Annotated in this window: 23 protein-coding genes, 1 tRNA gene and 1 pseudogene; 15 read left to right on the top strand and 10 right to left on the bottom strand. The window is 70.2% G+C overall.

Going from position 1 to position 25,968, the window contains the following annotated elements; all coding sequences use genetic code 11:
- The 5 genes from ACIRHA_RS03265 (at position 1) to ACIRHA_RS03245 (ending at position 6,242) form a co-directional block, all read left to right on the top strand.
- On the top strand, positions 1-1,605 hold the full coding sequence (locus ACIRHA_RS03265) for a bifunctional 3-(3-hydroxy-phenyl)propionate/3-hydroxycinnamic acid hydroxylase (protein WP_403839274.1): 1,605 nt from the start codon (positions 1-3) through the stop codon (positions 1,603-1,605).
- A gap of 76 nt (positions 1,606-1,681) precedes the next feature.
- The gene (locus tag ACIRHA_RS03260; RefSeq protein WP_403839272.1) at positions 1,682-3,028 is read left to right on the top strand and encodes an MFS transporter; all 1,347 of its coding nucleotides are present in this window, start codon (positions 1,682-1,684) and stop codon (positions 3,026-3,028) included.
- Positions 3,003-4,166 (top strand): DUF3500 domain-containing protein, encoded by a 1,164-nt coding sequence (locus ACIRHA_RS03255; RefSeq protein ID WP_403839270.1) that lies wholly within the window; start codon positions 3,003-3,005, stop codon positions 4,164-4,166. Before ACIRHA_RS03260 ends, ACIRHA_RS03255 begins: the two co-directional genes overlap by 26 nt.
- A gap of 89 nt (positions 4,167-4,255) precedes the next feature.
- Entirely contained in the window at positions 4,256-5,170 is a 915-nt protein-coding gene (locus ACIRHA_RS03250) for a fumarylacetoacetate hydrolase family protein (protein WP_403839268.1), read from the top strand.
- 319 nt (positions 5,171-5,489) lie between these two features.
- Positions 5,490-6,242 carry a GntR family transcriptional regulator gene (locus ACIRHA_RS03245; RefSeq protein ID WP_403839266.1) on the top strand — a complete coding sequence of 251 codons (753 nt, stop codon included), beginning with the start codon at positions 5,490-5,492 and terminating at the stop codon, positions 6,240-6,242.
- 195 nt (positions 6,243-6,437) lie between these two features.
- Here the strand turns inward: ACIRHA_RS03245 and ACIRHA_RS03240 are convergent, their stop codons facing one another.
- Positions 6,438-7,136: a hypothetical protein gene (locus tag ACIRHA_RS03240; RefSeq protein WP_403839264.1), complete on the bottom strand. Its 699-nt coding sequence runs from the start codon at positions 7,134-7,136 to the stop codon at positions 6,438-6,440.
- 116 nt (positions 7,137-7,252) lie between these two features.
- Between ACIRHA_RS03240 and ACIRHA_RS03235 the strand changes: the two genes are divergently transcribed.
- Positions 7,253-7,903 (top strand): TetR/AcrR family transcriptional regulator, encoded by a 651-nt coding sequence (locus ACIRHA_RS03235; RefSeq protein ID WP_403839262.1) that lies wholly within the window; start codon positions 7,253-7,255, stop codon positions 7,901-7,903.
- Positions 7,904-7,935: 32 nt separating this feature from the next.
- Here ACIRHA_RS03235 and ACIRHA_RS03230 read toward each other — a convergent pair whose 3' ends face one another.
- Together ACIRHA_RS03230 and ACIRHA_RS03225 are read right to left on the bottom strand one after the other, a co-directional pair.
- Positions 7,936-9,003 carry a magnesium and cobalt transport protein CorA gene (locus ACIRHA_RS03230; RefSeq protein WP_403839260.1) on the bottom strand — a complete coding sequence of 356 codons (1,068 nt, stop codon included), beginning with the start codon at positions 9,001-9,003 and terminating at the stop codon, positions 7,936-7,938.
- Positions 9,000-9,659 (bottom strand): TetR family transcriptional regulator, encoded by a 660-nt coding sequence (locus tag ACIRHA_RS03225; RefSeq protein ID WP_403839258.1) that lies wholly within the window; start codon positions 9,657-9,659, stop codon positions 9,000-9,002. Before ACIRHA_RS03225 ends, ACIRHA_RS03230 begins: the two co-directional genes overlap by 4 nt.
- A gap of 117 nt (positions 9,660-9,776) precedes the next feature.
- On the opposite strand from ACIRHA_RS03225, the gene ACIRHA_RS03220 reads away from it, so the two are divergent.
- Positions 9,777-11,519, top strand: coding sequence for a CocE/NonD family hydrolase (locus ACIRHA_RS03220; RefSeq protein WP_403839256.1), 1,743 nt, complete (start codon positions 9,777-9,779; stop codon positions 11,517-11,519).
- Between the two features lie 558 nt (positions 11,520-12,077).
- Here ACIRHA_RS03220 and ACIRHA_RS03215 read toward each other — a convergent pair.
- Positions 12,078-12,151: transfer RNA gene (locus tag ACIRHA_RS03215), tRNA-Pro, on the bottom strand.
- Positions 12,152-12,278: 127 nt separating this feature from the next.
- Between ACIRHA_RS03215 and ACIRHA_RS03210 the strand changes: the two genes are divergently transcribed.
- Both ACIRHA_RS03210 and ACIRHA_RS03205 read left to right on the top strand, forming a co-directional pair.
- Positions 12,279-12,767 (top strand): DUF309 domain-containing protein, encoded by a 489-nt coding sequence (locus ACIRHA_RS03210; protein WP_403839254.1) that lies wholly within the window; start codon positions 12,279-12,281, stop codon positions 12,765-12,767.
- A gap of 270 nt (positions 12,768-13,037) precedes the next feature.
- On the top strand, positions 13,038-15,122 hold the full coding sequence (locus ACIRHA_RS03205; RefSeq protein ID WP_403839252.1) for an MDR family MFS transporter: 2,085 nt from the start codon (positions 13,038-13,040) through the stop codon (positions 15,120-15,122).
- 111 nt (positions 15,123-15,233) lie between these two features.
- Here the strand turns inward: ACIRHA_RS03205 and ACIRHA_RS03200 are convergent, their stop codons facing one another.
- Entirely contained in the window at positions 15,234-16,004 is a 771-nt protein-coding gene (locus ACIRHA_RS03200) for a sulfite exporter TauE/SafE family protein (RefSeq protein WP_403839250.1), read from the bottom strand.
- Between the two features lie 145 nt (positions 16,005-16,149).
- Here ACIRHA_RS03200 and ACIRHA_RS03195 point away from each other — a divergent pair, with 145 nt between their 5' ends.
- Both ACIRHA_RS03195 and ACIRHA_RS03190 read left to right on the top strand, forming a co-directional pair.
- Complete coding sequence (locus ACIRHA_RS03195; RefSeq protein ID WP_403839248.1) at positions 16,150-16,560, top strand: DUF1622 domain-containing protein; 411 nt, start codon at positions 16,150-16,152, stop codon at positions 16,558-16,560.
- Positions 16,557-16,772 carry a hypothetical protein gene (locus ACIRHA_RS03190; RefSeq protein ID WP_403839246.1) on the top strand — a complete coding sequence of 72 codons (216 nt, stop codon included), beginning with the start codon at positions 16,557-16,559 and terminating at the stop codon, positions 16,770-16,772. Before ACIRHA_RS03195 ends, ACIRHA_RS03190 begins: the two co-directional genes overlap by 4 nt.
- A gap of 28 nt (positions 16,773-16,800) precedes the next feature.
- Here ACIRHA_RS03190 and ACIRHA_RS03185 read toward each other — a convergent pair whose 3' ends face one another.
- The 5 genes and pseudogenes from ACIRHA_RS03185 to ACIRHA_RS03165 all read right to left on the bottom strand — a co-directional run.
- Positions 16,801-18,315 (bottom strand): long-chain fatty acid--CoA ligase, encoded by a 1,515-nt coding sequence (locus ACIRHA_RS03185; protein ID WP_403839244.1) that lies wholly within the window; start codon positions 18,313-18,315, stop codon positions 16,801-16,803.
- A 325-nt stretch (positions 18,316-18,640) separates the two neighbouring features.
- On the bottom strand, positions 18,641-19,279 hold the full coding sequence (locus ACIRHA_RS03180; RefSeq protein ID WP_403842077.1) for a LuxR C-terminal-related transcriptional regulator: 639 nt from the start codon (positions 19,277-19,279) through the stop codon (positions 18,641-18,643).
- Positions 19,276-21,033, bottom strand: a complete 1,758-nt coding sequence (locus ACIRHA_RS03175) for a sensor histidine kinase (RefSeq protein WP_403839242.1) — start codon at positions 21,031-21,033, stop codon at positions 19,276-19,278. The genes ACIRHA_RS03180 and ACIRHA_RS03175 overlap by 4 nt, the downstream gene beginning before the upstream one ends.
- A gap of 68 nt (positions 21,034-21,101) precedes the next feature.
- Positions 21,102-21,725 carry an ABC transporter ATP-binding protein gene (locus ACIRHA_RS03170; protein WP_403842075.1) on the bottom strand — a complete coding sequence of 208 codons (624 nt, stop codon included), beginning with the start codon at positions 21,723-21,725 and terminating at the stop codon, positions 21,102-21,104.
- Positions 21,726-22,045: 320 nt separating this feature from the next.
- Positions 22,046-22,355: pseudogene (locus ACIRHA_RS03165) on the bottom strand (ABC transporter permease); the annotation flags it as partial.
- 127 nt (positions 22,356-22,482) lie between these two features.
- Here ACIRHA_RS03165 and ACIRHA_RS03160 point away from each other — a divergent pair.
- The 4 genes from ACIRHA_RS03160 (at position 22,483) to ACIRHA_RS03145 (ending at position 25,828) form a co-directional block, all read left to right on the top strand.
- Complete coding sequence (locus ACIRHA_RS03160) at positions 22,483-23,331, top strand: TetR family transcriptional regulator C-terminal domain-containing protein (RefSeq protein WP_403839240.1); 849 nt, start codon at positions 22,483-22,485, stop codon at positions 23,329-23,331.
- A gap of 102 nt (positions 23,332-23,433) precedes the next feature.
- On the top strand, positions 23,434-24,324 hold the full coding sequence (locus ACIRHA_RS03155; protein ID WP_266716674.1) for a 3-keto-5-aminohexanoate cleavage protein: 891 nt from the start codon (positions 23,434-23,436) through the stop codon (positions 24,322-24,324).
- Between the two features lie 58 nt (positions 24,325-24,382).
- Positions 24,383-25,345: a 3-hydroxyacyl-CoA dehydrogenase NAD-binding domain-containing protein gene (locus ACIRHA_RS03150; RefSeq protein ID WP_403839238.1), complete on the top strand. Its 963-nt coding sequence runs from the start codon at positions 24,383-24,385 to the stop codon at positions 25,343-25,345.
- A gap of 6 nt (positions 25,346-25,351) precedes the next feature.
- Positions 25,352-25,828, top strand: coding sequence for a thioesterase family protein (locus tag ACIRHA_RS03145; RefSeq protein WP_403839237.1), 477 nt, complete (start codon positions 25,352-25,354; stop codon positions 25,826-25,828).
- Positions 25,829-25,968 lie beyond the last annotated feature (140 nt).

Raw genomic sequence — 25,968 nt, 5'->3', positions numbered from 1 at the left:
ATGACGACGCAACCTGCGCCGCACTCCGGCGCCACTGTGCGGACGGCCGTCGACTGCGTGGTCGTCGGCGGCGGGCCCGTCGGTCTGCTGACCGCTGTCTTCCTCGGCCAGGCCGGGCTGCAGGTGTCCGTCGTGGAACGCTGGCCCCAGCGGTATCCGCTGCCGCGGGCGTGCACGATCGACCATGAGGCACTGCGTGTCCTCCAGGCCGCAGGCCTCATGGCGGACCATGCCGCGATGTTCGAGCCGTCCCAGGGTGAGCGGGGCGGGTACGAGTTCCGGGGCAGTGCGGGCGAGTTGCTCCAGACCATCGACTGGAACAGGATCGCCGAGTCGGGGTGGGCCAACACGAACGGCTTCCATCAGCCCGCACTCGAGGCGGCCTTGGAGGACCTGGCTCGCGCGACCCCGGGCGTGACGGTCCACCGCGGATGGACCTTCCAGTCCCTGGAGCAGGACAGCCGCCACGAGCAGGTCTTCGTGCAGGTGGCTCCCACCGAGCGGCCCGACGAAGCCGTACGCGTCCGGGCCCGCTGGCTGGTCGGCGCCGACGGGGCCAACAGTGCCGTCCGGTCCGGGATCGGGATCGGCGTCGACGACTCGGGGTTCGAGGCCGACTGGCTGGTGGTGGACTACCAGCCACTGGCCGAGGAGACATGGAGTGCCTTCGTCACCCAGTACTGCGACCCGGAACAGCCGGCGACCGCGGTCAACAGCGGCCCGGGGCGGCGCCGGTTCGAGTTCATGCGCCGCGCGGACGTGAGCGTCGAGGAACTGGGCCAGGAGACCACGGCCTGGCGGCTCATGGCGCCCTGGGGCGTGACACCAAAGACCGCCCGGCTCGAACGGCACGCCGTGTACACGTTCCGGGGCCGGTGGGCGCACGCGTGGCACGAGGGAAACGTCTTCCTCGCGGGTGACGCGGCCCACCTCATGCCTCCGTTCCTCGGCCAGGGGCTCTGCTCGGGCCTGCGGGACGCGCGAGCGCTGTCGTGGCGTCTCGGCATGGTGCACGACGGCCTCGCGACAGCAGACGTACTCGACACGTACGGCCCCGAACGCACCGGCCACGTACGGGAGATCATCGACGAGGCGGTGGCCGCCGGCCGGGTCATCTGCGAACTCGACGTCGACCGGGCCGCGGCCAGGGACGCCGAGATGAGGAAGCGCTCGCTCGATCCCGATGCCGCCACGCGGGAGCCCCCGCACCCGCGCCTGGGCGGGCCGTCACTGACGGTCGGGAGCGGGGGCGCCGAGGGACGACTCGCACCGCAGGGGCGTATTCAACTCGCCGACCGTGAGGGCCTGTTCGACGACGTCGTCGGCGGTGGCTGGCAATTGATCAGCCGGGGCGGGGACCCCACCGAAGCCCTCGATGACGAGGACGCGTCCTGGTTCCGGCAGATCGGCGGCGTGCTCGCCGACGTGTCGGGCGGGCATGCGGTCAAGGACCTGGACGGCGCCTATGAGCGCTGGTTCACCGAGCACGACTGTGAGGCGTTCCTGGCCCGGCCGGACTTCTACGTGTTCGCGGCCGGCCGGCACCGCGACATCCCGCGCTTCGTCTCGCTTCTGCGTCAGGCGCTCGGATCACCCGCCGCCTGAGGGGGCCGACGACGAGCAGTACGCGGCTCGCCCATGCGAGGCGGGGTTCTTCCACGAGGAATCAAGGAGGATTCACATGAGAGCGGAGAATTCCGTCACGTACGCCGAGGCGACCACGGATCCGCCCGACGAGTCGAGGTCGGGGTGGCGTACCGCGATGGCGTCCACGCTCGGCCTCGCGTGCGGTCCCAGCGTGCTGGCGGTCACCACGTTCGGGGCGTTCATCGCGCCGCTGCACCGGGAGTTCGGGTGGGGAGTGCCCGCCATCGGCCTGGCCTCGTCCATCCTCAGCATCACGCTTGTGATCATCTCGCCTGTGCAGGGCCTGCTGGTCGACCGGTTCGGCGGTCGCCGGGTGATCCTGTGCAGCTCCCCGTTCTTCGCGCTGTCCCTGATGGCGATGGCCTTCCTGCCCGACAGCCTGCCCGTCTTCTATCTGGGCTGGGTGCTCATCCCGCTCTGCGGCATGGGTCTGTGGCCGGTGTCGTATCTCCGGCTCACCGCGGGCTGGTTCGAGCGCAGGCTCGGCCTCGCGCTGGGCATCGCCAACTCGGGCATCGGGGTCGGTACGGTGCTCGCCCCGATCCTGACCACGGTGCTGATCGGAGCGTGGGGGTGGCGCGCGGGGTACGTCGGGCTCGGAGCGGTCGCGCTCATCGCGTTCCCGGTCGCGTACTTCCTGCTGGCCGAACCCCGTGCGCGCACGGCAGCGCAGCCGGTCAGTGGTGACACGTTGCGCGTCGCGGCGACAACACGGCCGTTCTGGCTCGTCCTAGCCGCGTTCGTCCTTCTGGGCACCGTGGGTTCCACGGTCCTCGTCCATCAGATCTCACTGCTGCTTGACGCCGGGATCCCCTCGCACATCGCGAACCTGGTGCCGGTCGCACTCGGAGTCGCGCTCATCGTGGCAAGGCTCGTGACCGGGTGGCTCCTCGACCGCTTCACCGTGTCGCAGGTCATGTCGGTGTATCTCGTCGGTGGCATCGCCTCGGTGCTGCTGTTTGCGGCAGGGCCGAACGTACCGATGGCCCTGCTCGCTGCGGCCCTTGCCGGGTTGCTGATCGGCGCCGAGTTCGACGTCCTCAGCTACCTCATCCCCCGCTACTTCGGGCGTCTGGCCTTCGGCAGGATCTACGGTGTCGCGTTCTCGGTTTTCCAGATCGGCGGGGCTGCCGCGACGTCCCTGGTGAGCGTGAGCCGCGACACCTACGGCTCCTATACGCCGGCGATGCTCGTGCTGGCCGTCGCCTGCGCGGTCTGCGCCGTGCTGTTCCTGTGCCTCGGCCCGTACCGGTACGACGGAGGCCCTCAGGGAAGCCTGCCTGAGCCGCTCCCCCAGCCCACGCCGAACCCCGCAAGGATCGAGGACCACCCCACGAAGAAAGGCATGGACCTTCATGACGGCGACGCCACATCCGCATAACGCGCACCACCCGCATCTGAACGGCGAACTCCCGAAGGCACACCGGCCGCGGCCCGGCGGCACGTTCGACGCGACGGCGATCACCTTCGCGGCGATGGGCCTTTTCGACGGCCTGACCGGCGACCAGCGCGCGCGAGTGCTGCTCCCTCACGAGGACTCCGGCCGAACGCACTGGAACTTCCTGCCCGAGTCCGGACGGCACGGCCTCCCGCTGGGCGAACTCGACCGCCACCAGGAGGGGTTGGCACACCGTCTGATCGCCGAGTCGATGTCGATCCCGGCCTACGCCCGCGTGGTCCAGGTGATGTCCAACGAGCACGTACTGCGCGAACTGAACCTGCCCGTCTTCGGTCACGTCGCGGCCACCTTCCGCGACCCCCGCGGCTACTTCCTCACGTTCTTCGGCCAGCCGCAGCCCGACACCACATGGGGCTGGCGGATTGTCGGCCACCACCTGTCGGTCAACGTCACCGTCGTCGACGGCGACCTGGTCAGCGCCACTCCGTTCCTGCTCGGCGCCGAACCCGCCCGGTTCGGGCCGTTCCGCATCCTGGGCGAGGAGGAAGACGCCGCCTTCGTCCTCCTCGACGGCCTCACCGGCGCCCAGAAGGAGCAGGCGGTCATCCACTCCAGGCCGCCTGCGGACTTCGTGACCCGCACCGTCTCCACCATCGGCGACGTCGAGTACCCCGCCTACCACGGCGTCGGCCGCCGCGACGCGATGATCACCGACGAGGACCGCAAGGCCCTGGCGTACTTCCGCGCCCACCCCCGCGGCATCCGCGCAGGGGATCTCTCCCTCGCGCAGCGGCCACACTTCGACGACCTGCTCGCCCACTTCGTCGAGCGGGCCCGCCCCGGCCTGGTGGGCCATGAGATGGACCGCATCGCGGCCGGGGGCGGCGTCGACGCACTGCACTTCGCCTGGGCCGGCGGCACCTCCATCGAGCAGCCGCACTACTTCCGCATCCAGGGGCCCGTCACCCTCGTCGAGTTCGACAACGCCGAGGACGACGCCAACCACGTGCACAGCGTCTGGCGCGACCCGTCCAATGACTTCGGCGCCGACCTACTGATCCAGCACCACCTCGAACACGACCACACCGGCCCGCCCCCGTCCTCGGACGACGCGGCCTGACCGCCGGCGGCATCGCCGCCTTCGGCACATCAGCAACGACGAAAGAAGAGCTTCGTGGGCCTGCCTGCGGAGACCGGAAAGGGAATCTCATGAGAATCGTGGGTGTCAGGCGCGCGCACGGCGAGTCCGGCGTGGAGGTCGCGGCTCTGGCCGAACAGGATGACGAGGTCACCGTCATCGCCTCACTCGCGGACTTCTGGGCCGACCCGGCGGGACATCTCTCCAGGCCGCCCACCGGGCCGACGTTCGCCGCCGCGTCGGTCGAACAGGTTCCCCCCGTCCTCCCCGGCGCGCGCGTCTTCTGCATCGGCCTCAACTACTACGCGCACGCGGCGGAAGGCAGCTTCCGCGACCAGGAACTGCCGCCGTACCCCACACTGTTCGCACGGTGGCCGCAGTCGCTGACCGTGGACGGGGCGGAAGTGCCCGTGCCCTCCAACGAGGAGGGACTGGACTGGGAGGGCGAGGTCGTCGCCTGGGTCGGAGCGCCCCTCGTCGACGCCTCTGCCGAAGAGGCCCTGGCGGCGGTCATCGGATACTCCGCGTTCAACGACCTGACTTCGCGCCGGGCGCAGAAGCTGACCTCGCAGTGGATTCTCGGCAAGAACGGGGACCGGTCCGGCCCCCTCGGCCCGCTCGTGCCCGCCGCCGAGGTCGGCGACCTGAAGCAGGGGCTGCGGCTGCGGACCCGGGTCAACGGCGAGACCATGCAGGACGCCACGACGGACCAGATGATCTACGCGGTCGGGGACACGCTGTCCCTGATCTCGCACACCTTGACCCTGCGTCCCGGCGACCTCCTCGCGACCGGCACACCGGCGGGAGTCGGCTACAGCCGTACGCCTCCCCGGCTGCTGCGGCCGGGAGACACGGTCGAGGTCGAGGTGGAACGTCTGGGTACGGTCCGCAACACGGTGGTGGACAACGACCACCGGTCCGGACCGGGCGTCTTGCCGGGCGGACGCAGGACATCTGCTGAGAAGCCCGAGGCGCTGACACCGTAGGGCGCCATTGACCTGGTGGAACTCAGGAACGGTGAGACGGGCCGGACAGCCGGGAGGCGGTCCGGCCTCACCGTGCTGCGCGCGGCAGGCGGCCGGTAATGTTGACACCTTGCCGCCGGGGCGCAGTACGTAGGTATTCCACCGCTCCCGCCTGACGACCGGGCACGCAGGTTGTACCCCGCCCATCCCGTCCAGTTCCTGCTCCGAAGTGTCGGCAGGCTTGCACGGAGCGTCAGCTACGGTTGTGCCGACGATTCGTCCAGCGGGTTCCAAGGAACATCCGAACGCCACATGGAGACGCGTGAAAGGCCTGGAGCCGATGACAGCACGGTCAGCCGAGGCGGCGAACAAGCTCGCCCGCCCCGACGACGCAAGCCGGACCCATCCCGACGAGATGAGCAGGGCCCATCACGCTCTCCGGCGCGCGATCATGCACGGCGACCTGCGCGCCGGCGACCCACTGTCCCAGGTCGAACTGGCCCGCCAACTCGGTGTGAGCCGCGGCCCGCTGCGCGAAGCTCTCAGGATTCTGCAACGCGAGGGCTTCGTCGAGCAGGAGTCACAGCATCGCGCCCGCGTTGCGGCGTTCAGCGACGACGACCTGGACGAGTTGTACGCGATGCGGATCAGCCTCGAGTCGCTGGCGATCGGGATCGCCGTCCCGCGCATGACCGAGGACCATCTGCGTCACCTCGACGCGACGCTGCGGGAGATGGACGAGAAGGCACGCACGGGAGACGTCGAGCAGTGGGAGTGCCCGCACGAGAAGTTCCATCGCGCGCTGGTGCACCCGTCCGGCACGCGCCTGGAACGGGAACTCGCGCTGCTGTCGGACCACGCCACGCGCTACCGCATGGCGTTCGTCTCGTGGAACCCGCTCGAGTGGCAGGCGGACACGAGCACGCAGCACCACACCATCGCGGAGGCCGTGCACGCACAAGACGCGAAGGCGGCCTCCCGTGCGCTGGCGACCCACCTGGCCCGCACCGCGCTCGTGGTCCTCTCCATCGCCTCGCCGGCGTACGAACCCGTCCGTACCCGCAAGGCTCTCGCCGCCGCGTGCGCCGACTAGCGACTCCGGTTCCTCTCGCTCGGACGACGTTGGTCAGTCGTCGCTGAACACCGAGGGCGGCTCCGCCTGGACGAGGTCCATGACGGATGAGTCGGCGAGCGTGGTGACGTCGCCGACCGCCCGGATCTCTGCGACGTCGCGCAGCAGGCGGCGCGACCTTGCCGGAGCGACTCATGTGCCGTTCGGCAGCGGACCTCAGGCGCGGGCTTCCGCCGCGGCGGCGATCCAGTTCCTGAACTCGACGGCGTAGTGCCGCAGGTGGTGATCCAGGACGTCCTTCGGGCAGGACGTGGGGAAGTAGACCGTCAGGTTCGCGGTGAACCCGTCTGCGGTGTCGCCGAACTGGATCAACGCCCGCCCGACGACGGTGCCGTCCTCCAGGAAGAGGTTCGAGGACATCTTCCGCGGAAACTCCGACTCGGGAAGGCGTTCGGCGGCGTCCTCGGCCCAGGCCATCGCGGCCGTGCCCCATCCGCCCATGTAGAAGGAGCAGACATGGGGGCCGATGTTCTCCACCACACGCGCCCCGATGCCGTCGGTGCCCATCACATAGTGCTCGGGGTGCGCCGCCAGAAGCGGGCGGGAGTCGTCGCCCGCGAAGGCGGCATCCATCCACGAGAGGAACTCGGCCGAGGTCAGCCCACGCGCCTGAAGCACGGTCGTGCCCGCATTGAACTCGCCGTCGGAGGTGCGCGCGCACTCCCGCAGGAAGGCGTTGCCCTCCTCGATGTCCGCGGCCAACAGATCGAGCAGACCCTGGCGGCCCAGTCGCGTCCTGAAGCGGTCCAGGGCACGGCGTGCGTAGAACAGCTCGAAGTCGTCGATGCCGCCGGAGCCGGTGGGCCCCGACTCGAGCGTCACGGTCACAGCCGGGGAAGTCTGCTTGTCGGTCATGGTCGAACCTCCGATATCATGCGAATGTACATTCACATTCGCATTGCGAGGTTACGCAGGGAGCCCCTTCACTTGTCAACCCCCTCCCGCCGGAGCCCGCCGATACGATGCGGAGCATGACCGACCAGCACGACAGCCCGGCGCCCTACAAGGAGCCCCAGCAGGCGCGCAGCGCTGCGACACTCGCCCGTGTACTGCGCGCGGCCGAGGAAATCGCCTCCTCGGCCGGACTGGAGGAGCTGACGATGACCGGTGTCGCGGAGCGCGCCGGTGTCTCGGTCGGCACGATCTACCGCCGCTTCGAGGACAAAGAGCAGCTGATAAGCGCCCTCACCGAGCGGATGCTGGACCGACGCGAGGAGTTCGTGGCGGAGCAGCTGCGCAAGGCCGAGCCGTCACTTTCCGGCGTCATGGACGCCTACGCGCACGCCCTGTTGCAGTCATTCAGCGACAGCAACACCCTCTTCCCCGAGCTGCTGCGCACACGAGGAGCCAGGCCCTCGGACCGCGGCGCCCGCACCATCACCAAGGTCCACCGGCTCCTGCTCGACGCGGCAGCTCCCTATACGGACGAGATCCGCCGCCCCGACCCGCAGGCAGCGTTGGACACCGCGGCCCGCGCCCTCCTCGGCGCCTGCTTCCACAACTCCGTACGCCCGGACCCGGCGACCGGTGCCACGGCGATGCGCCGGTACGCGGACGACCTCAGCGACATGGCTGTCGCCTACCTCCGCACGCCCGACCCTCGGGACGCCGCCCGCACCTGAGTGCCCGACTCACCCCCAGCCGGCCCGGCCGGTCACAGCCAACGGCGCCACTTGAAAACACCCCAGAGGCCCACACCGAAGCCGATCATCAGCGCGACGGCGAGCGGGTATCCCCATGTCCAGTGCAGCTCCGGCATGTGGTCGAAGTTCATGCCATAGATGGAGGCGATCAGGGTCGGAGTGAACAGGATCGCCGCCCACGACGAGATCTTCTTGACCTGCTCGCCCTGCTCGATGGTCTCCTCCGCGAGGCGGCGGCTCTCCTCACCCTGGGCGAGGCTCGCGCTGGACATGCGGCGCATGGCCTCGTTCTGATCCATCGTCACCAACGTGGAGTGGACGGTCAGCGCGTTCTCCAGCAGGGACCTGGCACCGTCGACGCGTTCCGTCACCCGGATCGTGTGGTCGAGCACGTTGCGCAGCCGGTTCTGCACCTCGTCCCCCGTGCCGTAACGATCGGCGCCGCGAAGAAGTCCCCGCACCATGTCCGGGAGCGGTCCGATCGCCCGCTGCAGGGCGATGACCTGGGCGAGAAGCCGATAGATCCGCTCCGAGAGCGCGGGATCCGCGTTCCCCTCGCCGAACAGGCTGTCCTCCACCTCGTCGATATCGTTCATCAGCCCGGCGACGACGGGCGCGTAGCCGTCGACGATGACGTCGAGGAACGCGGTGAGCATGGCCTCGGGCCCCAGCCCGAGGAACTGTGGCTCCGCCTCGAGGGCGTCACGGGCCGCCGACAGGTCCGGCACGGCGCTGTGCCGGACGGTGATGACGAACTGCGGCCCGACGAACAGGTGCACCTCACCGAAGTCGACGCACTCACGGCGGTCGTCGTAGGAGGCAGGGCGCAGCACGACGAACATGGTGTCGCCGTAGCGCTCGAGCTTCGCGCGTTGATGCCCCTTGTGGGCGTCCTCGACGGCCAGGGGGTGCAGACCAAACCGGGCCGCCGCGGCAGCGAGCTCGTCCGGGCCGGGGTCCATCAGACCGATCCAGGCCACGCCGCCCGAGCGCTCCAGATCGTCGGCGGCGTCCTCCAGGTCGGGCGGGCACGCGGCACGGTGCCCTTCCACGTAGATGCGGCCGTCGATTGCCGTCATGGGCGGTCCGCCCCCTTGTCGTCGGTGGTGGGAGGCGCCGGGACCAGCACGCTCTGCACGGCAGGCCCGACGAGCATGATCAGCTTCTCACGCTCCGCCCCGATGAGCGTGGGGACACCGACGATGCCCCGCCCTACGACAAGGCCGACGAGCATCGACGACACGACCCCCGCGCGGAGCATCGCGTCGTCGGCGTCGGCGTCGGCGTCGCGCGAAGCGATCGCGGCGACGAGCAGCCGATCCTGGAGGAACTCGCGCAGCTGCTCGTTCACCTGATCGTTGACGATGGCGCCCCGGAGCATCGCCATGAGCGGCTCCGACGTCCGGGCGTCCACCTCCCACACGTCGAGGAAGGCTCGGACGACCCGCTCACCGAGGCCGTCGTCCGCCCCCTCGAACGCGGCGCTGAAGCGCGTCAACGCCTCTGCGGGAACGGCCATGACAGCAGCGAACAGCTCACCCTTCGACCGGAAGAACTGCATCACCAGGGACGCGTCCACCCCGGCGTCGGCCGCCACCCGCCGGATCGTGGTCTTGGTGAAGCCATCAGCCGCGAAGCGGGCGCGGGCCGCGGTGAGGATCGCCTGTCGGGTCGTGTTCGTTCCCGGACGGCGTCCGCGACGGGGTGCCGGGGCGGGACTCGTATGCGCGCTCATAGTCCAAAATTACCCTCACGCCACAGAACTCAACGGCGTTGAGTTTTTCTCGTCGCGGATCTACCCTCGAAATGTCGGCAGAGTCCGTTGCTCGACGGAAGACGCGAGGAGTTCACGATGAGCGATGCCCAGAAGGTATTCATGCCGTCCCAGCCGCTGGAGCCGGGCGCCCGTTACGGGATTCTGAGCGACTTCGAGCCCGGGACGCGGACGCTGGAGGCCGGTTTCCAGATCGCGCCGCCGTTCAAGCCGCTCCCCGTCGACATCGTGCTCGACAAGGACGTACCGGTCACCCTGCGCGACGGCGTCACGATCCACGTCGACATCTTCCGCCCCGCCGGTGCGGAGCAGGTCCCGGTCATCGTGGCGTGGAGCCCGTACGGCAAGGGCCAGGGCTCATCCGCCAGCGTGATGGGCATCTTCGGGATGGTCGGCCTCGACAACGGCATCGTGTCCGGCCTCGAGAAGTTCGAAGGCCCGGACCCCGCCTACTGGTGCGCGCAGGGCTACGCGATCTGCAACCCGGACATCCGGGGCGTGGCCAACTCCGAGGGCGACAGCGTCATTTGGGACCGCCAGGAGGGCCGGGACTGCTACGACCTCGTGGAGTGGCTGGGCGTCCAGGACTGGTGCACCGGCAAGGTCGCCATGAGCGGCACCTCGTACCTCGCGGTCTCCCAGTGGTTCACCGCGGCCGAGCAGCCGCCGCACCTGGCGGCGATCAACCCGTGGGAGGGCGTCAGCGACGTCTACCGCGACCTGGTGATGCGCGGCGGTATGCCCGACACCGGCTTCGCCCGCCAACTCCAGGACAACAGCTTCTTCGGCAAAGGCCAGAAGGAGGACATCCTCACCGAGGCCGAGCACCACCCGCTGATGGACGAGCTGTGGGAGAACAAGATCCCGCGGTTCGAGAACATCAATGTGCCCGCGTACGTCGTCGCCAGCTACTCCAACACCCTGCACACCGCGGGTACGTTCCGCGCCTGGCGCCGGATGGCATCCGAGGACAAGTGGCTGCGCGTCCACAACAGCCAGGAATGGCCCGACTACTACGACGAGGCCAACGTCGAGGACCTGCGCCGCTTCTTCGACCACGCCCTCAAGGGCGAGGACAACGGCTGGGAGAACACGCCCCGCGTGCGCTACTCCCTCCTCGACCTCCGGGGCGGCGACCGGGTCAACGTCCCGGCGGACCAGTTCCCGCCGACTGACGTCACGTCGACGAAGTACTACCTCGACGGACGCACCCGGACCCTTGGAACGGCGACGCCCGACGTTGAAGCAGAGGTGGGGTACGCCATCTCGTCCAACCCCGACACGGTGTCGTTCGTGGCGCGCTTCGACGAGGAGACCACGCTGGTCGGTTACCCCAAGGCCCACCTGTGGGTCGAGGCGGACGGCTCGGACGACATGGACCTGTTCGTCCTCGTCCAGAAGCTCGACGCCCACGGCACACCACTGCAGGCGTTCACCGTGCTCAACCAGGGCGCGCTGGTCCAGGACGTCACCGAGCGGGGTGCCTCGATCCTGCGCTACAAGGGCTCCGACGGCCGTCTGCGCGTCTCGATGCGCCACCTGGACAAGACCCTGGCCACGGACGACGTCCCTGCCCACGCCTTCGACCGGGTCGAGAAGCTCTCCCCCGGCGAGGTCGTCGACGTCGAGATCGACCTGCTGCCGGTCGGGCTCACCTTCCACCCGGGCGAACAGCTCCGCTTCATCGTCAGCGGCCGCTCGCTCCTCGGCACGATGATGCCCGGAATCCGCGAGTACGCGCCGGCCAACAGCGGCCGACACCTCATCCACACGGGCGGCGACCGGGCGTCGTACCTGCAGCTTCCGCTCAAAACCGGGTGACCCAGGCGCTCCACCACCTCCACCCCAGCATCCGCCACCTGACCACCGCCGGACAGAGCCTCACCGACTACCTGAACTCCAACTGCGACCCCATACCTGGCATCCCCACACACTGGTGAACCACACACCCCACCAGCCCCACCCGGTTCGGACAGGAGAACCGAACACGGGGAGCACTCCGGGAGCAGCCGGGGAGCAAAACGACCCCTTGACCACACACACCAAGAAGGGCAACTGCGACAACAGCGGCAATTCGCCAGAGTGGCGGCAGCTCCACGAGCCCATCGAGGCGCCTCAAACGCCCCATGACGTCACCCGCACCCCACACGCAACAGTTGCGCACTTACGCCGCAGACAAGTTGTCACTCGAACAGCAGACTTACCCGCGCCACCACGACAGCCTGCACAAACGACCGGCTCCCGGCGCGATCCGGTGTCACGCCGTTCGAATCGAACCGGCCCAGGGAGCACGATCCGCTCCCAACGGTCAAATAAAACAAGCCGGTTCGAGATTTCCTCGAACCGGCTTGTGACCTGCGACTTCATGCCGCAAAACCGTCGGGACGACAGGATTTGAACCTGCGACCCCTTGACCCCCAGTCAAGTGCGCTACCAAGCTGCGCCACGTCCCGATGTCCACTGCCTTCGGCCCGGTGTTTTCCGTCCCGTCGGCGGCGACAAGAGGAACAATACCCCAAGCTCAGGGGTGGTTTGAAACCGGATCTGCGGGCTCGCGGGAGGCTGCGCGAGAATCGGGGCATGAGTACTTCGCGCGACGGTGGACGGGACCGTGACCAGGAGGGGCGGGCACGCAATGCCCGGCCCCGGGACGGGCTCGGTCGGCCGCTCCCCTATGGCAGCACCGGCGTCGACCGGCAGCCGGAAGGGGTCGTGCGGACGGCCGCGCAGAGCGTCGCGGAGGCGCAGGCGCTGCTCGACTCGGGGCGGCCGTTCCATGCGCACGAGGTCTTCGAGGACGCGTGGAAGTCCGGGCCGGAGGGTGAGCGCGGGCTGTGGCGGGCCCTCGCGCAGACCGCGGTGGGACTGACGCACGCGGCGCGCGGCAACGCAACCGGGGGCGCCCGGTTGCTGCGGCGGGGCGCGGAGGGCATCGCGGCATGGCAGGGCGTCGCGCCGGCGGGGCTAGACACGGCGACGTTGGTGCGGTGGGCGCAGGGGCTAGCCGACGAGGTGGAGCGCAGCGGGGAACCCGTGGATGCCGCCACCGTCGCACCACGCCTCACCTGACGCGGCTCCCAGTACGTGCACGCCCCCGCACAGGCGCGCACGCCCACGGCGACACCAGGGCGCAAGCACCTTGCCACCCGCCCGACCCGCGGCAGGGCACACACGCCCACCCCGGTCCACGGCACCGGCACCCACCCCCGACCCCCGGCCACGCACGCCCCCGCTCCGCCCAGCGCACGCACCTCCCCCTCCACCGCGGCCGGCGCACGTCACCGGTCCGGCCCCCACCCGCATGCGCCGCCCGGGCCCCGATGTGACGCTGCGGGAGTGATGACCACCGAAGAAGCAGCCCCGCCGCCGGCCGCCGAGGCGGCTCCACCGGTTCTCGACAGACGGCGCCGCAATGTCGTCTTCGGGACGATCATGCTCGGCATGCTGTTGGCCGCGCTGGACCAGACGATCGTCGGCACGGCGCTGCCGACGATCGTCTCGGACCTGGGCGGCGCCGCGCACATGTCATGGGTCGTGACGGCCTATCTGCTCGCGGAGACCGTGGCCACGGTCCTCGTCGGCAAGTTCGGCGACATGTTCGGGCGCAAGATCGTCTTCCAGCTCTCGGCGATCATCTTCATCACCGGTTCGTTCCTGTGCGGCCTGTCCACGAACATGTCACTGCTCATCGCCTGGCGGGCGCTGCAGGGCATCGGCGCCGGCGGGCTGATGGTGACGGCGATGGCACTCATCGCGGACGTCATTCCGCTGCGCGAGCGCGGGAAGTATCAGGGTGCGATCGGCGCCGTGTTCGGTGTCTCGACCGTCATCGGGCCGCTGCTCGGCGGTGTGTTCACGGATCACCTGACGTGGCGGTGGGCGTTCTACGTCAACGTACCGATCGCGATCGTCGTCGTCATCGCCGCGGCCCGGACGATCCCGGTGGTGAAGTCGGCGGCCAAGCCGATCATCGACTATCTCGGCATCGCGCTCGTCGCGGTCGGGGCGAGCGCCCTGATTCTCGCGACCAGTTGGGGCGGCAACGAGTACGCGTGGGGGTCGAGCGTCATCATCGGCCTGTTCGTCGGCGGCCTCGTCGCGCTCGGGCTGTTCTGCTGGGTGGAGATGCGGGCCAAGGAACCGATGCTGCCGATGCATCTGTTCCGCAACCCGGTGTTCACGGTCTGCTCGATCCTCAGCTTCATCGTGGGATTCGCGATGCTCGGCGCGATGACGTTCCTGCCGACGTATTTGCAGTACGTGGACGGCGACTCGGCCACCATCTCGGGTGTACGCACCCTGCCCATGGTGATCGGTCTGTTGATCGCGTCCATCTTCTCCGGCAATGTTGTCAGCAAGACCGGTCAGTATCGGATCTTCCCGATCGTGGGCGCCCTGGTGATGGCGCTGGGCCTGTATCTGCTGTCCCTGATGGACAGTTCGACCGGTGCGTGGCTTGAGTCCGTGTACATGTTTGTCCTTGGTCTAGGCATTGGTCTGTGCATGCAGGTGTTGACCATTGCCGTCCAGAACACCGTCGAGTACGCGGAGTTGGGCACGGCGACCTCCGGTGTCACGTTCTTCCGCACGCTGGGCAGCTCGTTCGGCACCGCCGTGTTCGGCACGATCTACGCCAACAGCCTGGAGCCGAACCTGAAGCAGGGCGTGGCGGAGGCGGCGCGCGCCGGGACGAGGATCGCTCCGGAAGCGCTCGCCAAGGCGGCGCAGAGCCCGCAGGGCCTGCACAGCCTGCCCGAAGCGGCGCGCGAGCCGATCGTCAACGGGTACGCGGACTCGCTGCACACGGTGTTCCTGTGCACGGTGCCGGTGGCGGTCATCGGGTTCCTGGTGGCGCTGTTCCTCAAGCAGGTGGAATTGCGTGACACCGCGCGCGCGGGCTCCGCCGACATGGGCGAGGGCTTCGCGCAGCCCTCGACCGGCGATTCCTCGCATGTGCTCCAGCGGGCCGTGGCGAACCTGGTGAAGGAGACGAACCTCAACACCGCGCGGCAGATCCTGGAGAAATCCGAGACCCGGCTCGATATCGCGGGTGCGTGGGCCGTGATGCAGGTGGACTTCTTCACGCGGATGGTCGGGCACGCGACCCTCGGGATGATCGCGGCGCGCCGCAGGGTGCCGCCGGAGGTGCTGGTGCCGGTGTTCCAGCGGATGGTCGACGAGGGCTATCTGACGCGTACGGGCGCGTTCTTCTCGCACACCGAAGCGGGGCACCGGGAGTCGGAGGTCATCAACAGCGCCTGGGGCGACTGGCTGAGCGAGAAGGTCGAGGCCGACGTCGGCCGCCCCGCGGACGGGGAGCTGCGCATCGCGGTCGACTCGATCGCGAAGCGGCTGCTCGCCGAGGACATGGCGCAGGGGCTGACCAGTCAGTCGGGCTCTGAGCGGGCGCTGGTTCCCATGTAGGACCGACTGGCCCCCATGTCCATGTAGGACCCCCATGTAGGACCGGCTAACCCCCATGCGGACCGGCATTCACCACTGGCCCGGTCCCCATGCCCGAACCGCCGGCGGCCCTCAGTTCAGCAAGAGCTGGAGGCCGCCAAGCACCGTCGCCGCGATGACCAGTTGCTCGAAGAGGCGTTGGTTGATCCGGTTCACGCAGGCTCTGCCGATCACCGCGCCCGGCACGACGAAGGCGGCGAGCGCGGCGTCCAGGAGCAGCGAGCGGCCGTCGATGAGGCCGAGGCCCACGCTGAACGGCACCTTCGCGGAGTTCACGATGAGGAAGAACCACGCGGAGGTGCCGAGGAAGCCGAGCTTCTTGAAGCCCGCCGACAGCAGGTACATGGACATCACGGGGCCGCCCGCGTTGGCCACCATGGTGGTGAAGCCGCCGAGCACCCCGTACGAGCCCGCCTTGACGCGGGCCGCGCGGGTCGGCGTCGGCTCAGCGGCGGCAGCGGCCGCGGCTGCCTGTTTGCGGCGCCAGACGGTCACCCCCGCCATGACGAGCAGGATCACGCCGATCGACATCCGTACCGCCCCGTCCCCCGCGAAGCCGAGGAAGACGGTGCCGAGGACCACGCCCGCGCCGACGGCGGGGAACAGGCGCCACAGGGTGGGCCAGTGGGCGTGCCGCCTATAGGTGAGCACGGCGAGGATGTCGCCGCAGATCAGGATGGGGAGCAGCACTCCGGTGGAGGCGCGCGCGGGCAGGATCGCGGCGAAGACCGCGAGGCTGACCGTATTGGCGCCGCTGACGGCCGTCTTGGAGAACCCCACCACCATGGCCGCGGCGGCCAGGGCGGAGAACTCCCAGGGTGTGATCCCGAATATGTCGTGCATGGCGAGGACAGATGCTAGACGCAACTACCTGCCGGGCGTCAGGGGCACCACATGCTGATACGGATTACGTTTCACCGGGCCCCGGCCCACCGGGCGGCGCGAACTGGTCCTTGCGCACCGCCCGTTCGAGGACGAGCCTCCCTCCATGGCCCCGCTGGCGGAAACGCTGCCCGAGTCGACCGTGCACGATCTGATCAATCTGCTGATCAGGCTGGTCGAGACCGCGGGCGCGCTCATCATCTTCATCGGCGCCGTCTGGGCGTTCGCACGGTTCGTCCGGGCCGGTGTGCGCAGGCACCGCGAGGTGGCGGAGTTCGGCCGGATCAGACTCGGTATGGGGCGCTTCCTCGTCCTGGGCCTGGAGTTCCAGCTCGCCAGTGACGTGCTGCGCACAGCGGTCGCACCGAGTTTCGCCGAGATCGGCCAGCTGGCGGCCATCGCGGCCATCCGGACCGCGCTGAACTACTTCCTCGGACGCGAGATCGCCCAGGAGCGGGCCGAGATCGAGCAGGGCCGCACGGCGCCCGCGCCCGGCGCCGAGGGACGGCCGACATGAGCGAGTGGCTGTCGCGGGCGGCCGCCCTCGTAGGCGTGTTCGGCCTCTTCGCCGCAGCAGCGGCCTGGCGCCTGACGCGCATCGTGCGACAGGCCCTGGCCGTGCTGCTCGACTTCCTGACCGCCGCCGCCCTGCTCCGGCTGGCCGGTCGGCCGTCATGGGACAGCATCGTCCTGACGGCCGCGGCGATCGCGCTTCGCAGGGTCCTCTGACCGTCCACCGGCCGAAGGTGCGCCGTCCTCAGCCCGTGTACGTCTCCCGCAGCTCGCGCTTAAGGACCTTCATGCTCGGGCCGAGCGGCAGCTGGTCGGTGAACTCCACGCGGCGGGGGTACTTGTGCTTGCCCAGGTTCTCCTTGGACCACGTGGTGAGTTCGGCGGTGTCGAGCGTGGCGTCCGGCTTGAGGACGACGACCGCGCAGACCTCCTCGCCGTGCACCTCGTCGGGCAGGCCGATGACGGCGACGTGGTCGATGCCGGGGTGGCGCATCAGCACCTCCTCGACCTCGCGCGGGTAGACGTTGTAGCCGCCGCGGATGATGACGTCCTTCTTGCGGTCGACGATCCGCAGGTAGCCCTCCTCGTCCTTGGTGCCGAGGTCGCCGGTGCGGAACCAGCCGTCGACGAGTGCCTCCGCGGTCTGTTCGGGGCGGCCGAGGTAGCCGGAGAAAACGCAGTGGCCACGGACGACGATCTCGCCGAGTTCGCCGGTGGGAAGGAGTTCGATGCGGTCGTCGAGTTCGGCGCGGGCGACCTCGACGTCGACGCCCCAGATGGAGTGGCCGATGGTGCCCGCCTTCGCGCCGTACCAGGGCTGGTTGACGGCCGCGACGGGCGAGGTCTCACTGAGCCCGTAGCCCTCGTGGACGGGGGCGCCGAAGAGCTGCTCGAAGCGTTCGAGGATCGCGACCGGCAGCGAGGCGCCACCGGAGACCGCGACGCGCAACTTCGGGAGCGTGTCCGCCTGTTCGGCCGCCGTGAGCAGATGCACGTACATGGTGGGCACGCCCTGGAAGACGGTGACGTGCTCGCGGACCATCAGCTCGACGGCCTTGACGGCGTCGAAGCGCGGCATGAGGACGAGCGTCTTGCCGGCCCGCCAGGTGGCGTGCATGGAGGCGGTCTGGCCGAAGGCGTGGAAGAGGGGCAGGGCGCCGAGGACGATGTCGTCGGGGCTGTGCTCGTTGCAGTCGAAGGCCTCCACGGTCGCGTTCATCACGAGGTTGAAGTGGCTGAGCACGGCGCCCTTGGGGACGCCTGTGGTGCCGCTCGTGTAGAAGACGACGGCCGGGTCGTCGGCGTCGCGGGTGGCGTACGTGGCGATGGGCTCGGCGTCGTGCGTGAGCTTCTCCAGCTCGCCGTCGGCCCCGAGGGCGACGGTGCGGATACCGACGGCGTCGGCGGCCGCCTCGCCCGTCTTGGCCTGCGCCGGGTGGCACAGCAGGAGCGTCGCGCCGCTGTCCTTGAGTACGTGCTCGACCTCGGGCGCCGACAGGAGCAGATGGACGGGGACGACGGCGGCGCCGGCCGCGATGGCCGCGTAGTAGGCGTGCGGGAACTCGGCGGTGTTGGGCGCCATGAGGGCGATCTTGTCGCCGGGGCGGACGCCGAGGCCGGCGAGGGCGGCGGCCTGCTTGCGGACCTGGAGCCACAGCTCGGCGAAGGTGCTGCGCAGTTCGCCCGCGACGAGGGCTGTCTTGTCGGGGTGCCGGCGGGCGTTGTCGGCGAGGATCGCGGCGAGCGAGAGAGTGGCCATCGGGTAGCGCTCCGTTCCGTACTACTGACTGCTGGTGCGGCGGTGGACCAGGTCGGGAGGGCGCCGCAGCGGTTAATTAGCGCCGCTAGTTTTGCCATCCTGGGGGGACTCTACGCCCGGACCCGACCAGACGGTATGTGCCCTGGGTCACTTCCGGATCTCAGGGCTGGCCCTGATGTCCTGGCCGGTCGGCCCGCCTACTGTGGAGGTCCGGCACCGCTCCGCGGACGACGTACGGGGGAAGTACGGGGGCTACGGGGGTAGCGCGTCGTCCGACGGAGCGGGTAGCCGGAATCTCTTCCACCCACGGGTGGCGGGCGCGGGGTCAGCCGCGCAGGAAGCGCAGCACCGCCATCACGCGGCGGTGCTCGGTGGGGTCCGACTCCAGGCTCAGCTTGGCGAAGACGTTGCGGACGTGGGTCTCGACCGTCTTGCCGCCGATGACCAGCTTGTTGGCGATGGCCTCGTTGGAGCGCCCCTCGGCCATCAGCGCGAGCACGTCGCGCTCGCGGCCCGTGAGCTCGTCGAGCGGCCCCCGCGGACGCGGCGCGTCCATGAGGCGGGCCACCACCAGCGGATCGACGACGGTCTCCCCCGCGGCCACGCGCTTCAGCGCCCCGCTCAGCTCCTCGGCGTCGGCGACGCGCTCCTTGAGCAGGTAGCCGAACCCCTCGGGCCGCTGGGCGAGCGCGCGGACGCTCGCGGTCGTCTCCACGTACTGCGACAGCAGCAGCACGCCGGTGTCGGGGTGTGCCGCGCGCACGGCCGCCGCCGCGACCAGGCCCTCGTCGGTATGGGTGGGCGGCATACGGATGTCGAGCAGCACGGCGTCCGGAGTGTGCTCGGCGACCAGGGCGAGCAGCGGGGCGGTGTCACCGCACTCGGCGGCCACCTCGATGCCCTCGTCGGTCAGCAGTCGTACGATCCCCAGCCGAAGGAGTGCCGAGTCCTCGGCGACGATCACCCGCACGGAAGCTCCGCCCTGATTCTGGTTCCGCCCCCTGCGGGGCTGTGGATGTGCAGTACGCCGTCGACGGCGGCGAGCCGGTCGGCGAGGCCGCGCAGGCCGGTGCCGCGCGCGAGATCGACGCCGCCGACGCCGTCGTCCACGGTCTCCACCACGAGCCTCCCGTCGTGGTGCCGGGCGGAGACGCTGACGGCCCGGGCCTCCGCGTGCTTGGCCGCGTTGGAGAGGGCCTCGCAGACGGTGAAGTACGCGGTGGACTCGACGAGCGGGTCGTAGCGGCGGGACTCGGCCGCGACGACGACCGGCACGGTGGCCTCCTCGGCCAGCTCGCTCAGGGCGGCGGCGAGGCCCTCGCGGGTGAGGACGGCGGGATGGATGCCGTGGGCGATGCCGCGCAGTTCCTCGATGGCGTGCCGCACACCGGCCTCGGCATCGTCTGCGGCCTCGCGCAGCCCCGCGTCCGGGTGGTCCGCGAGGCCCTTCTGCACGCGGCGTACGGACATCAGGGCGAAGACGAGGCGGGTCTGCGCGCCGTCGTGCAGATCGCGCTCCAGGCGGCCGCGCTCGGCGTCGGCGGCCGCCACGATGCGGGTGGCGACGTCCTTCGCGCGCGTGCGCAGCCAGACGTTCTCCAGGGCCAGGCGCAGGGCGGCCGCCACCGACTGCAGGAGTTCGGGGTCCTCGTCGAGCGCGGGGTCGTGGTGGAGCAGGGCGAGCGGGCGGCCGTCGGCGGCTGCCACCGGGGTGCGGCCCGGCCGCCCGTCCTCGCCGATCTCGCGGCCCGCCCCTTCGACGTACCCGCCGCGCCGCTCGTCCCACAGGCCGAGCCGCAGGGTCGGGTCGCCGAGGACGCGCACCAGTGCCTCGCGCAGCCGCGCCGGGTCGGAGTCGGTACCGATGTCGATGACGAGCCCGCTGACCTCGGCGCGCTGCAGACGCATGCGCAGCAGTCCCGCGAGGAAGGCGAAGGGGACGGCGACCTGGGCGAGGTCGGACAACAAGTAGACAGCCTGTTCGGGCACCGAACCGACTCCGCCGAACCACGGCACTACGTAGAAGAGCATGTCCCACATGAGGAACACCGTGGCGACGCCGATGCCGATCCAGGCGGGCAACAGGGCGCGCCTGCGCGCCGCGGACGCGTTGCGCCAGCGCAGCACGATCGCGACGGCGGCGACGACCGAGAGCCCCCAGCCCGCCGCGTGATACGCGGCGTCGAACGGGCCGAAGAGACCGTCCCAGGCGGGCACGTGCAGCAGGTTCGGGCCGCACGCGCGGCAGTCCAGATACGTCGCCCCGGCCTGGGCCGCCGGGTCGAACAGGAGCGTGCGCACGAATCCGCCGACGGCGACGAGCCCGTACGCGACCTGGACCAGGCGGCGCGTGAGAACGGTGGTGAGGCGCCCTTCGGGGAACGACAGGATGAGGTGCAGCAGGATCGCCATGTTCAGCGCCTCCCACCAGGCGCCGAAGGCGAAGAGCGCGGGTACCGCGGTGCCCTGGAGGTTGCCGAAGAACCAGGTGATGCCTTCGAGCACCATCAGGCGCCCGGTGTGGTTGGCGGGCCTGCGCCGCCAGGCGACGATGCCGGCGACCACGTACGCCCAGCCCACCGCGAGGTCCCGCACGATATCGCCCGCGGACGCCCCGCTGCGCGCGTACGCCCACGCGCCTGCCACTCCCGATACTGCGGCGAGGGCCACGGCCCCGGTCAGGCGCAGCCGAACCGCCCGCTCACCCTGACTGTCCACGGCCACACGGTAAGGCATCTGGCGGCCCAAACGGGAAAGCGCGTGAGGTACTTGCGGGTAACCGTCGGTTACCCGTAGGGCTTCGTGACCCGGTCCCTGGGCTCGGCGGTGCCCGCGCCACCGCCCTCGCGGATCAGCTCAAGGACGCGGCTCCTGAGCGCCGTGAACCGCGCATCCGCACGCGTCGTCAACTGGTCGCGTCGGGCAGGGAGTTCGACGGCGGCGAAGGGCTCGTCCATGAGGAGTACCTGCGGCTCGTACGCCAACGCGCTGGCGATGGCGACGCGTTGCTGCATGCCGCCGGAGAGTTCCCACGGGTAGGCGTGGTGGGCGCCTGCGAGGCCGACCGCTTCGAGGGGCTCCGCGACGCGTTCGCGGCTGACCACCTTGGGCATCGATCCGCGCTGCCTGAGCGGGAGTTCGACGTTCTCGGCGACCCGCATCCACGGAAAGAGGCTGCGCCCGTACTCCTGGAGGACGACGGCGAGCCCGGGGCGCGGGCCCGTCACCCGCGCGCCGTCCAGGGCGACCGATCCCCCGGTCGGCCGCAGCAGCCCTGCCACGCACTTCAAAAGCGTCGTCCTGCCGCAGCCGGAAGGGCCGACGACGCACACCAGCTCGCCCGCCTCAAGGCGGAACAGCAGCGTGAGCACCACCCCGAGCAGGCCGAGGACGCGGATGCCGGTCCACACCTTCGGTACGGCGAAGGAGCGCAGGAACTCGAGGGCGGGCTCGCACACGGCGCGGGTGCGGCGCGAGGGGCCGACGCCGAGGGCGACGTCGGCGACGCCCCCCCCGGCCGCGTACCCGGCGAGCAGGCGCAGCGCGCTGGGCAGGACGTCGTCCTGGAGCCGGTCCGGCGTCCAGGTGTCGTCGAAGCGGGACAGGATCGTGCGCAGGGGCGGCGCGTAGAAGCTGGTACTTCCGTCGGAGGCGCACCACCAGATGGCGACCAGGAGGCAGGGCAGGGCCACGGCCAGGACGGTGGCGCGCAGGGCGCGGAGTGTGCGGCTCACGCCGGAGCCCGTGCCCGTACAGACTGGTGCCAGGACAGGGCGCGGCGCTCCACGAACCGCGCTCCAGTATTGATCAATACGCCCAGGCAGCCGGCCACAAGGATCAATGCGTACATGTCCGGGACGGCCCGGGAACTCTGCGCAACATTGATCCGGTGCCCCAACCCCGGTGCCCCGATGACGAGTTCGACGGTGATGGCGAGGATCAACGCGACCGAGGCGGCGCGCCGTGTCGTCGGCGACCGGGTCCACGTCCTGCACCCCGTACAGCACCTGCACGAGGACCTGCCAGAACGCGGCGTAGACGCCGGCATCACCTCTCGTGTTGCGATGGTGACTGATGAGCAAGTCAGAGGCTCAATGACCAGCATTTACTGGACATCGCGGGCCTCGGTGTTGTGTTCTTCTCAACGCATGGTTAGGGTCGTGCCTCGTGGAATCCAGCAACGAGGCACCCCCTGCCGACACCGCCGCCCGCGTCCGTGAGGTCATCACGGCGGCCGGTGTCAGCCAGCGCGAGTTCGCGCGCCGCATCGTCATGGATCCGTCGAAGCTCTCCCGCTCCCTGAGCGGCACCCGCCGGTTCACGGTGGCCGAGCTGGCACGGATCGCCGACGAGGCGCGCGTCGATCCGGGCTGGCTGCTCGGCGCGCGGCCCCTGGAGGCCGAGGCCGGGGCGCCCGCGCCCGTGGCGGGCGGGCGGCCGCTGCAGATCGTCCAGGAGACGGTCCGGCTGGTCGCCGAGCACGGGTTCCACGCGGTACGGGTCTCCGACATCGCCCGCGCCTGCGCCACCAGTACCGCCGCGATCCACTACCACTTCCCCGGCCGCGCGGACCTCCTGGAGGCCGCGGTGCGCTGGTGCATGGACGAGGACACCGCGCGCCGCGCCGCCCACCTCGCGGAGGCGGACGACGCGGCGGCGGAGCTGCGCCAGCTCATCGAGCTGCAGACGCCGCGCACCGAGCAGCAGCGGCGTCAGTGGAAGGTGTGGCTCGACCTGTGGGCCGAGGCGGCGCGTTCCACGACGGTGGGGCGGCTGCACACGGAGTACTACCGGCAGTGGCGGTCGACCGTCGCGGACGTTCTGCGCCGCGGGGTTGATCAGGGCGTGTTTCGGCCGTCCGTGGAGCCGGAGGCGGCCGCGTATGCGCTGACCGCGCTCATCGATGGACTTGCTACGCAGGTGCTTTCGGTGAGCCGGGAGTCGTTCGGGTCGGCCGCCGATGCGATGCATGCCGCGCTGCTCAGCTACGTCGACGGAACCATCGCGGCCGAATAGCCGCACGACACGGGGCTCCGCCCCGGACCCCGCTGCTCAAACGCCGCAGGGGCTTGATTTGCACACCCGCCGCAGGCGGACACACACCTGAGAGGTCCCCCCATGCCCACAGAGAACGTCATCATCACCGCCGCGCTCACCGGTGCCGGCGACACCGTGCGGCGGAGTCCGCACGTGCCCGTCACGCCGGAGCAGATCGCCAAGAACGCCGTCGAGGCGGCCGACGCGGGTGCCGCCGTCGTACACATCCACGTACGGGACCCCGAGACCGGCGACCCCTCGCGGGACACGAAGCTGTACCGCGAGGTCGTCGAGCGGATCAAGGAGACCGGCACCGACGTCGTCATCAACCTGACCGCCGGCATGGGCGGCGACCTGGTCATCGACCCCGACGAGCCGCTCACCCACCTGCCCGGAACCGACCTCGTCAGCGGCCTCGACCGGCTGCCGCACGTCGAGGAGCTGCTCCCCGACATCTGCACGCTCGACTGCGGCTCGCTGAACTTCGGCGACGGCTCGAACCTGTACGTGTCGACGCCCGACATGCTGCGCCAGGGCGCCAAGCGCATCCAGGAGCTGGGCGTGCGGCCCGAGTTGGAGATCTTCGACACCGGCCAGCTGTGGTTCGCCAAGCAGCTCCTCGCCGAAGGTCTGCTCGACGACCCGACCGTGTTCCAGCTGTGCATGGGCATCCCGTGGGGCGCCCCGGCCGACCCGGGCGTCCTGCAGTCGATGGTCAACATGCTGCCGGAGGGCGCCCAGTTCGCGAGCTTCGCGCTCGGCCGCATGCAGATGCCGTGGGTGGCGCAGTCGATCCTGCTCGGCGGGCACGCCCGCGTCGGCCTGGAGGACAACCTCTACCTCGGCAAGGGCAACAAGGCGACGAACGCTCAGCTCGTCGAGCGCGCCGTGACCATCACGGAGTCCCTCGGCTCGCGCGTCGCGACGCCGGACGAGGCCCGTGCGCTGCTCGGCCTCAAGCCGCGTTCCTGACCCCCACGCACCGAACCCCGCACCCGCACCCGCACCACCGGAAGGCAACACCACCCTCATGACCTCCCCCCTCACCGCTCCCGAGGACGTCCGCCGGGTCGCCTGCGTCGGAGCCGGCGTCATCGGCGGCGGCTGGGTCGCCCACTTCCTCGCCCGCGGCTACGACGTGCAGGCCTGGGACCCCGCCCCCGACGCCGAGCAGAAGCTGCGCCGCCTGGTCGACGCCGCCTGGCCCGCCCTGACCGAGATGGGCCTCGCCGACGGCGCCTCGCGCGACCGGCTCACCGTCGCCCCGACCCTCGAAGAGGCCGTCGCCGACGCCGAGTTCGTGCAGGAGAGCGCCCCGGAGGACCTCGACCTCAAGCGCGACCTGCTGTCCCGCCTGGACGCGGCCGCCCCCGCCGGCGTCGTCATCGCCTCGTCGACCTCCGGCTACCCGATGACCGACATGCAGACCACCGCCGCGACCCCCGCGCGCCTGGTCGTCGGCCACCCGTTCAACCCGCCGTACCTGATCCCGCTCGTCGAGGTCGTCGGCGGCGAGAAGACCGATGCCGACGCCACCGCGTGGGCCTCCCGCTTCTACGAGGTCGCGGGCAAGTCGGTCATCACCATGGACCGCGAGGTGCCGGGCTTCATCGCCAACCGCCTCCAGGAGGCCCTGTGGCGCGAGGCGCTGCACATGGTCGCCAACGGTGAGGCGACGGTGAAGGAGATCGACGACTCGATCACCGAGGGCCCCGGTCTGCGCTGGGCGTTCATGGGCCCGATGCTGACGTTCGCGCTCGCGGGCGGCGAGGGCGGCATGGCGCACATGCTCGACCACTTCGGCCCGTCCCTGAAGTCGCCGTGGACGCGCCTCGAGGCCCCGGAGCTCGACAAGCAGCTGTACGACTCCGTGGTCGCGGGCTGCGACGTCGCCGCCGACGGCCGTTCCATCGCCGAACTCGTCGCCGAGCGCGACCAGGGCGTCATCGACGTGCTGCGCGCGACGGGCCGGCTCGGCCGGAATGTAGGCTGACCTGCGATGATAAAGCTCCCCCTCCTGCACCGCACGGTCCGCCCCGAGTGGATCGACTACAACGGCCATATGAGCGAGGCGTTCTACGTGCTCGCCTTCGGTCACGCCACCGACGCCATGATGATCGAGACGGGCCTGGACTCCACGTACCGGGAGTCCACCCACTGCTCGCTCTACACGGTCGAGTCGCACATCCGCTATCTGCGTGACGTGCCCGAGGGCGCCCATCTCGCCATCCGTACGCGGGTGTTGGGTGCGGCGTCGAAGAAGGCGCGCTTCACGCACGAGATGTTCGTGGTGGACGAAGAGGCGGGCGAGCCCGCCGCGGACGCGGACCCGGTGGCGACCACCGAGCTGCTCGCGATCCACGTCGACCAGGAGGCGGGGAAGGCGGCCGAGTTCCCGGCCGCGGTCCGCGACCGCTTCACCGAACTGACGGAGCCCGCGCCGGAGTGGGCGGGCCGGTCGATCGCCGTCGTCTGACGGCGCACGACTGCTGGACGTACGAGGGGTGCCCGCCCCCCCCCGGGGCCGGGCCCCCCCGGAGGGGGGCCGCCAAGCGGTCGCCCGGGGCCCCCCCCTTTCCCCCGGGGCGGGTCCAACCCCGCCGCCCAACCCCCGGG

It is taken from the genome of Streptomyces sp. NPDC102360 (assembly GCF_044766085.1).
In the GTDB taxonomy this organism is placed as follows: Bacteria; Actinomycetota; Actinomycetes; order Streptomycetales; family Streptomycetaceae; genus Streptomyces.
This window is presented reverse-complemented; position numbering and strand designations above follow the sequence as displayed.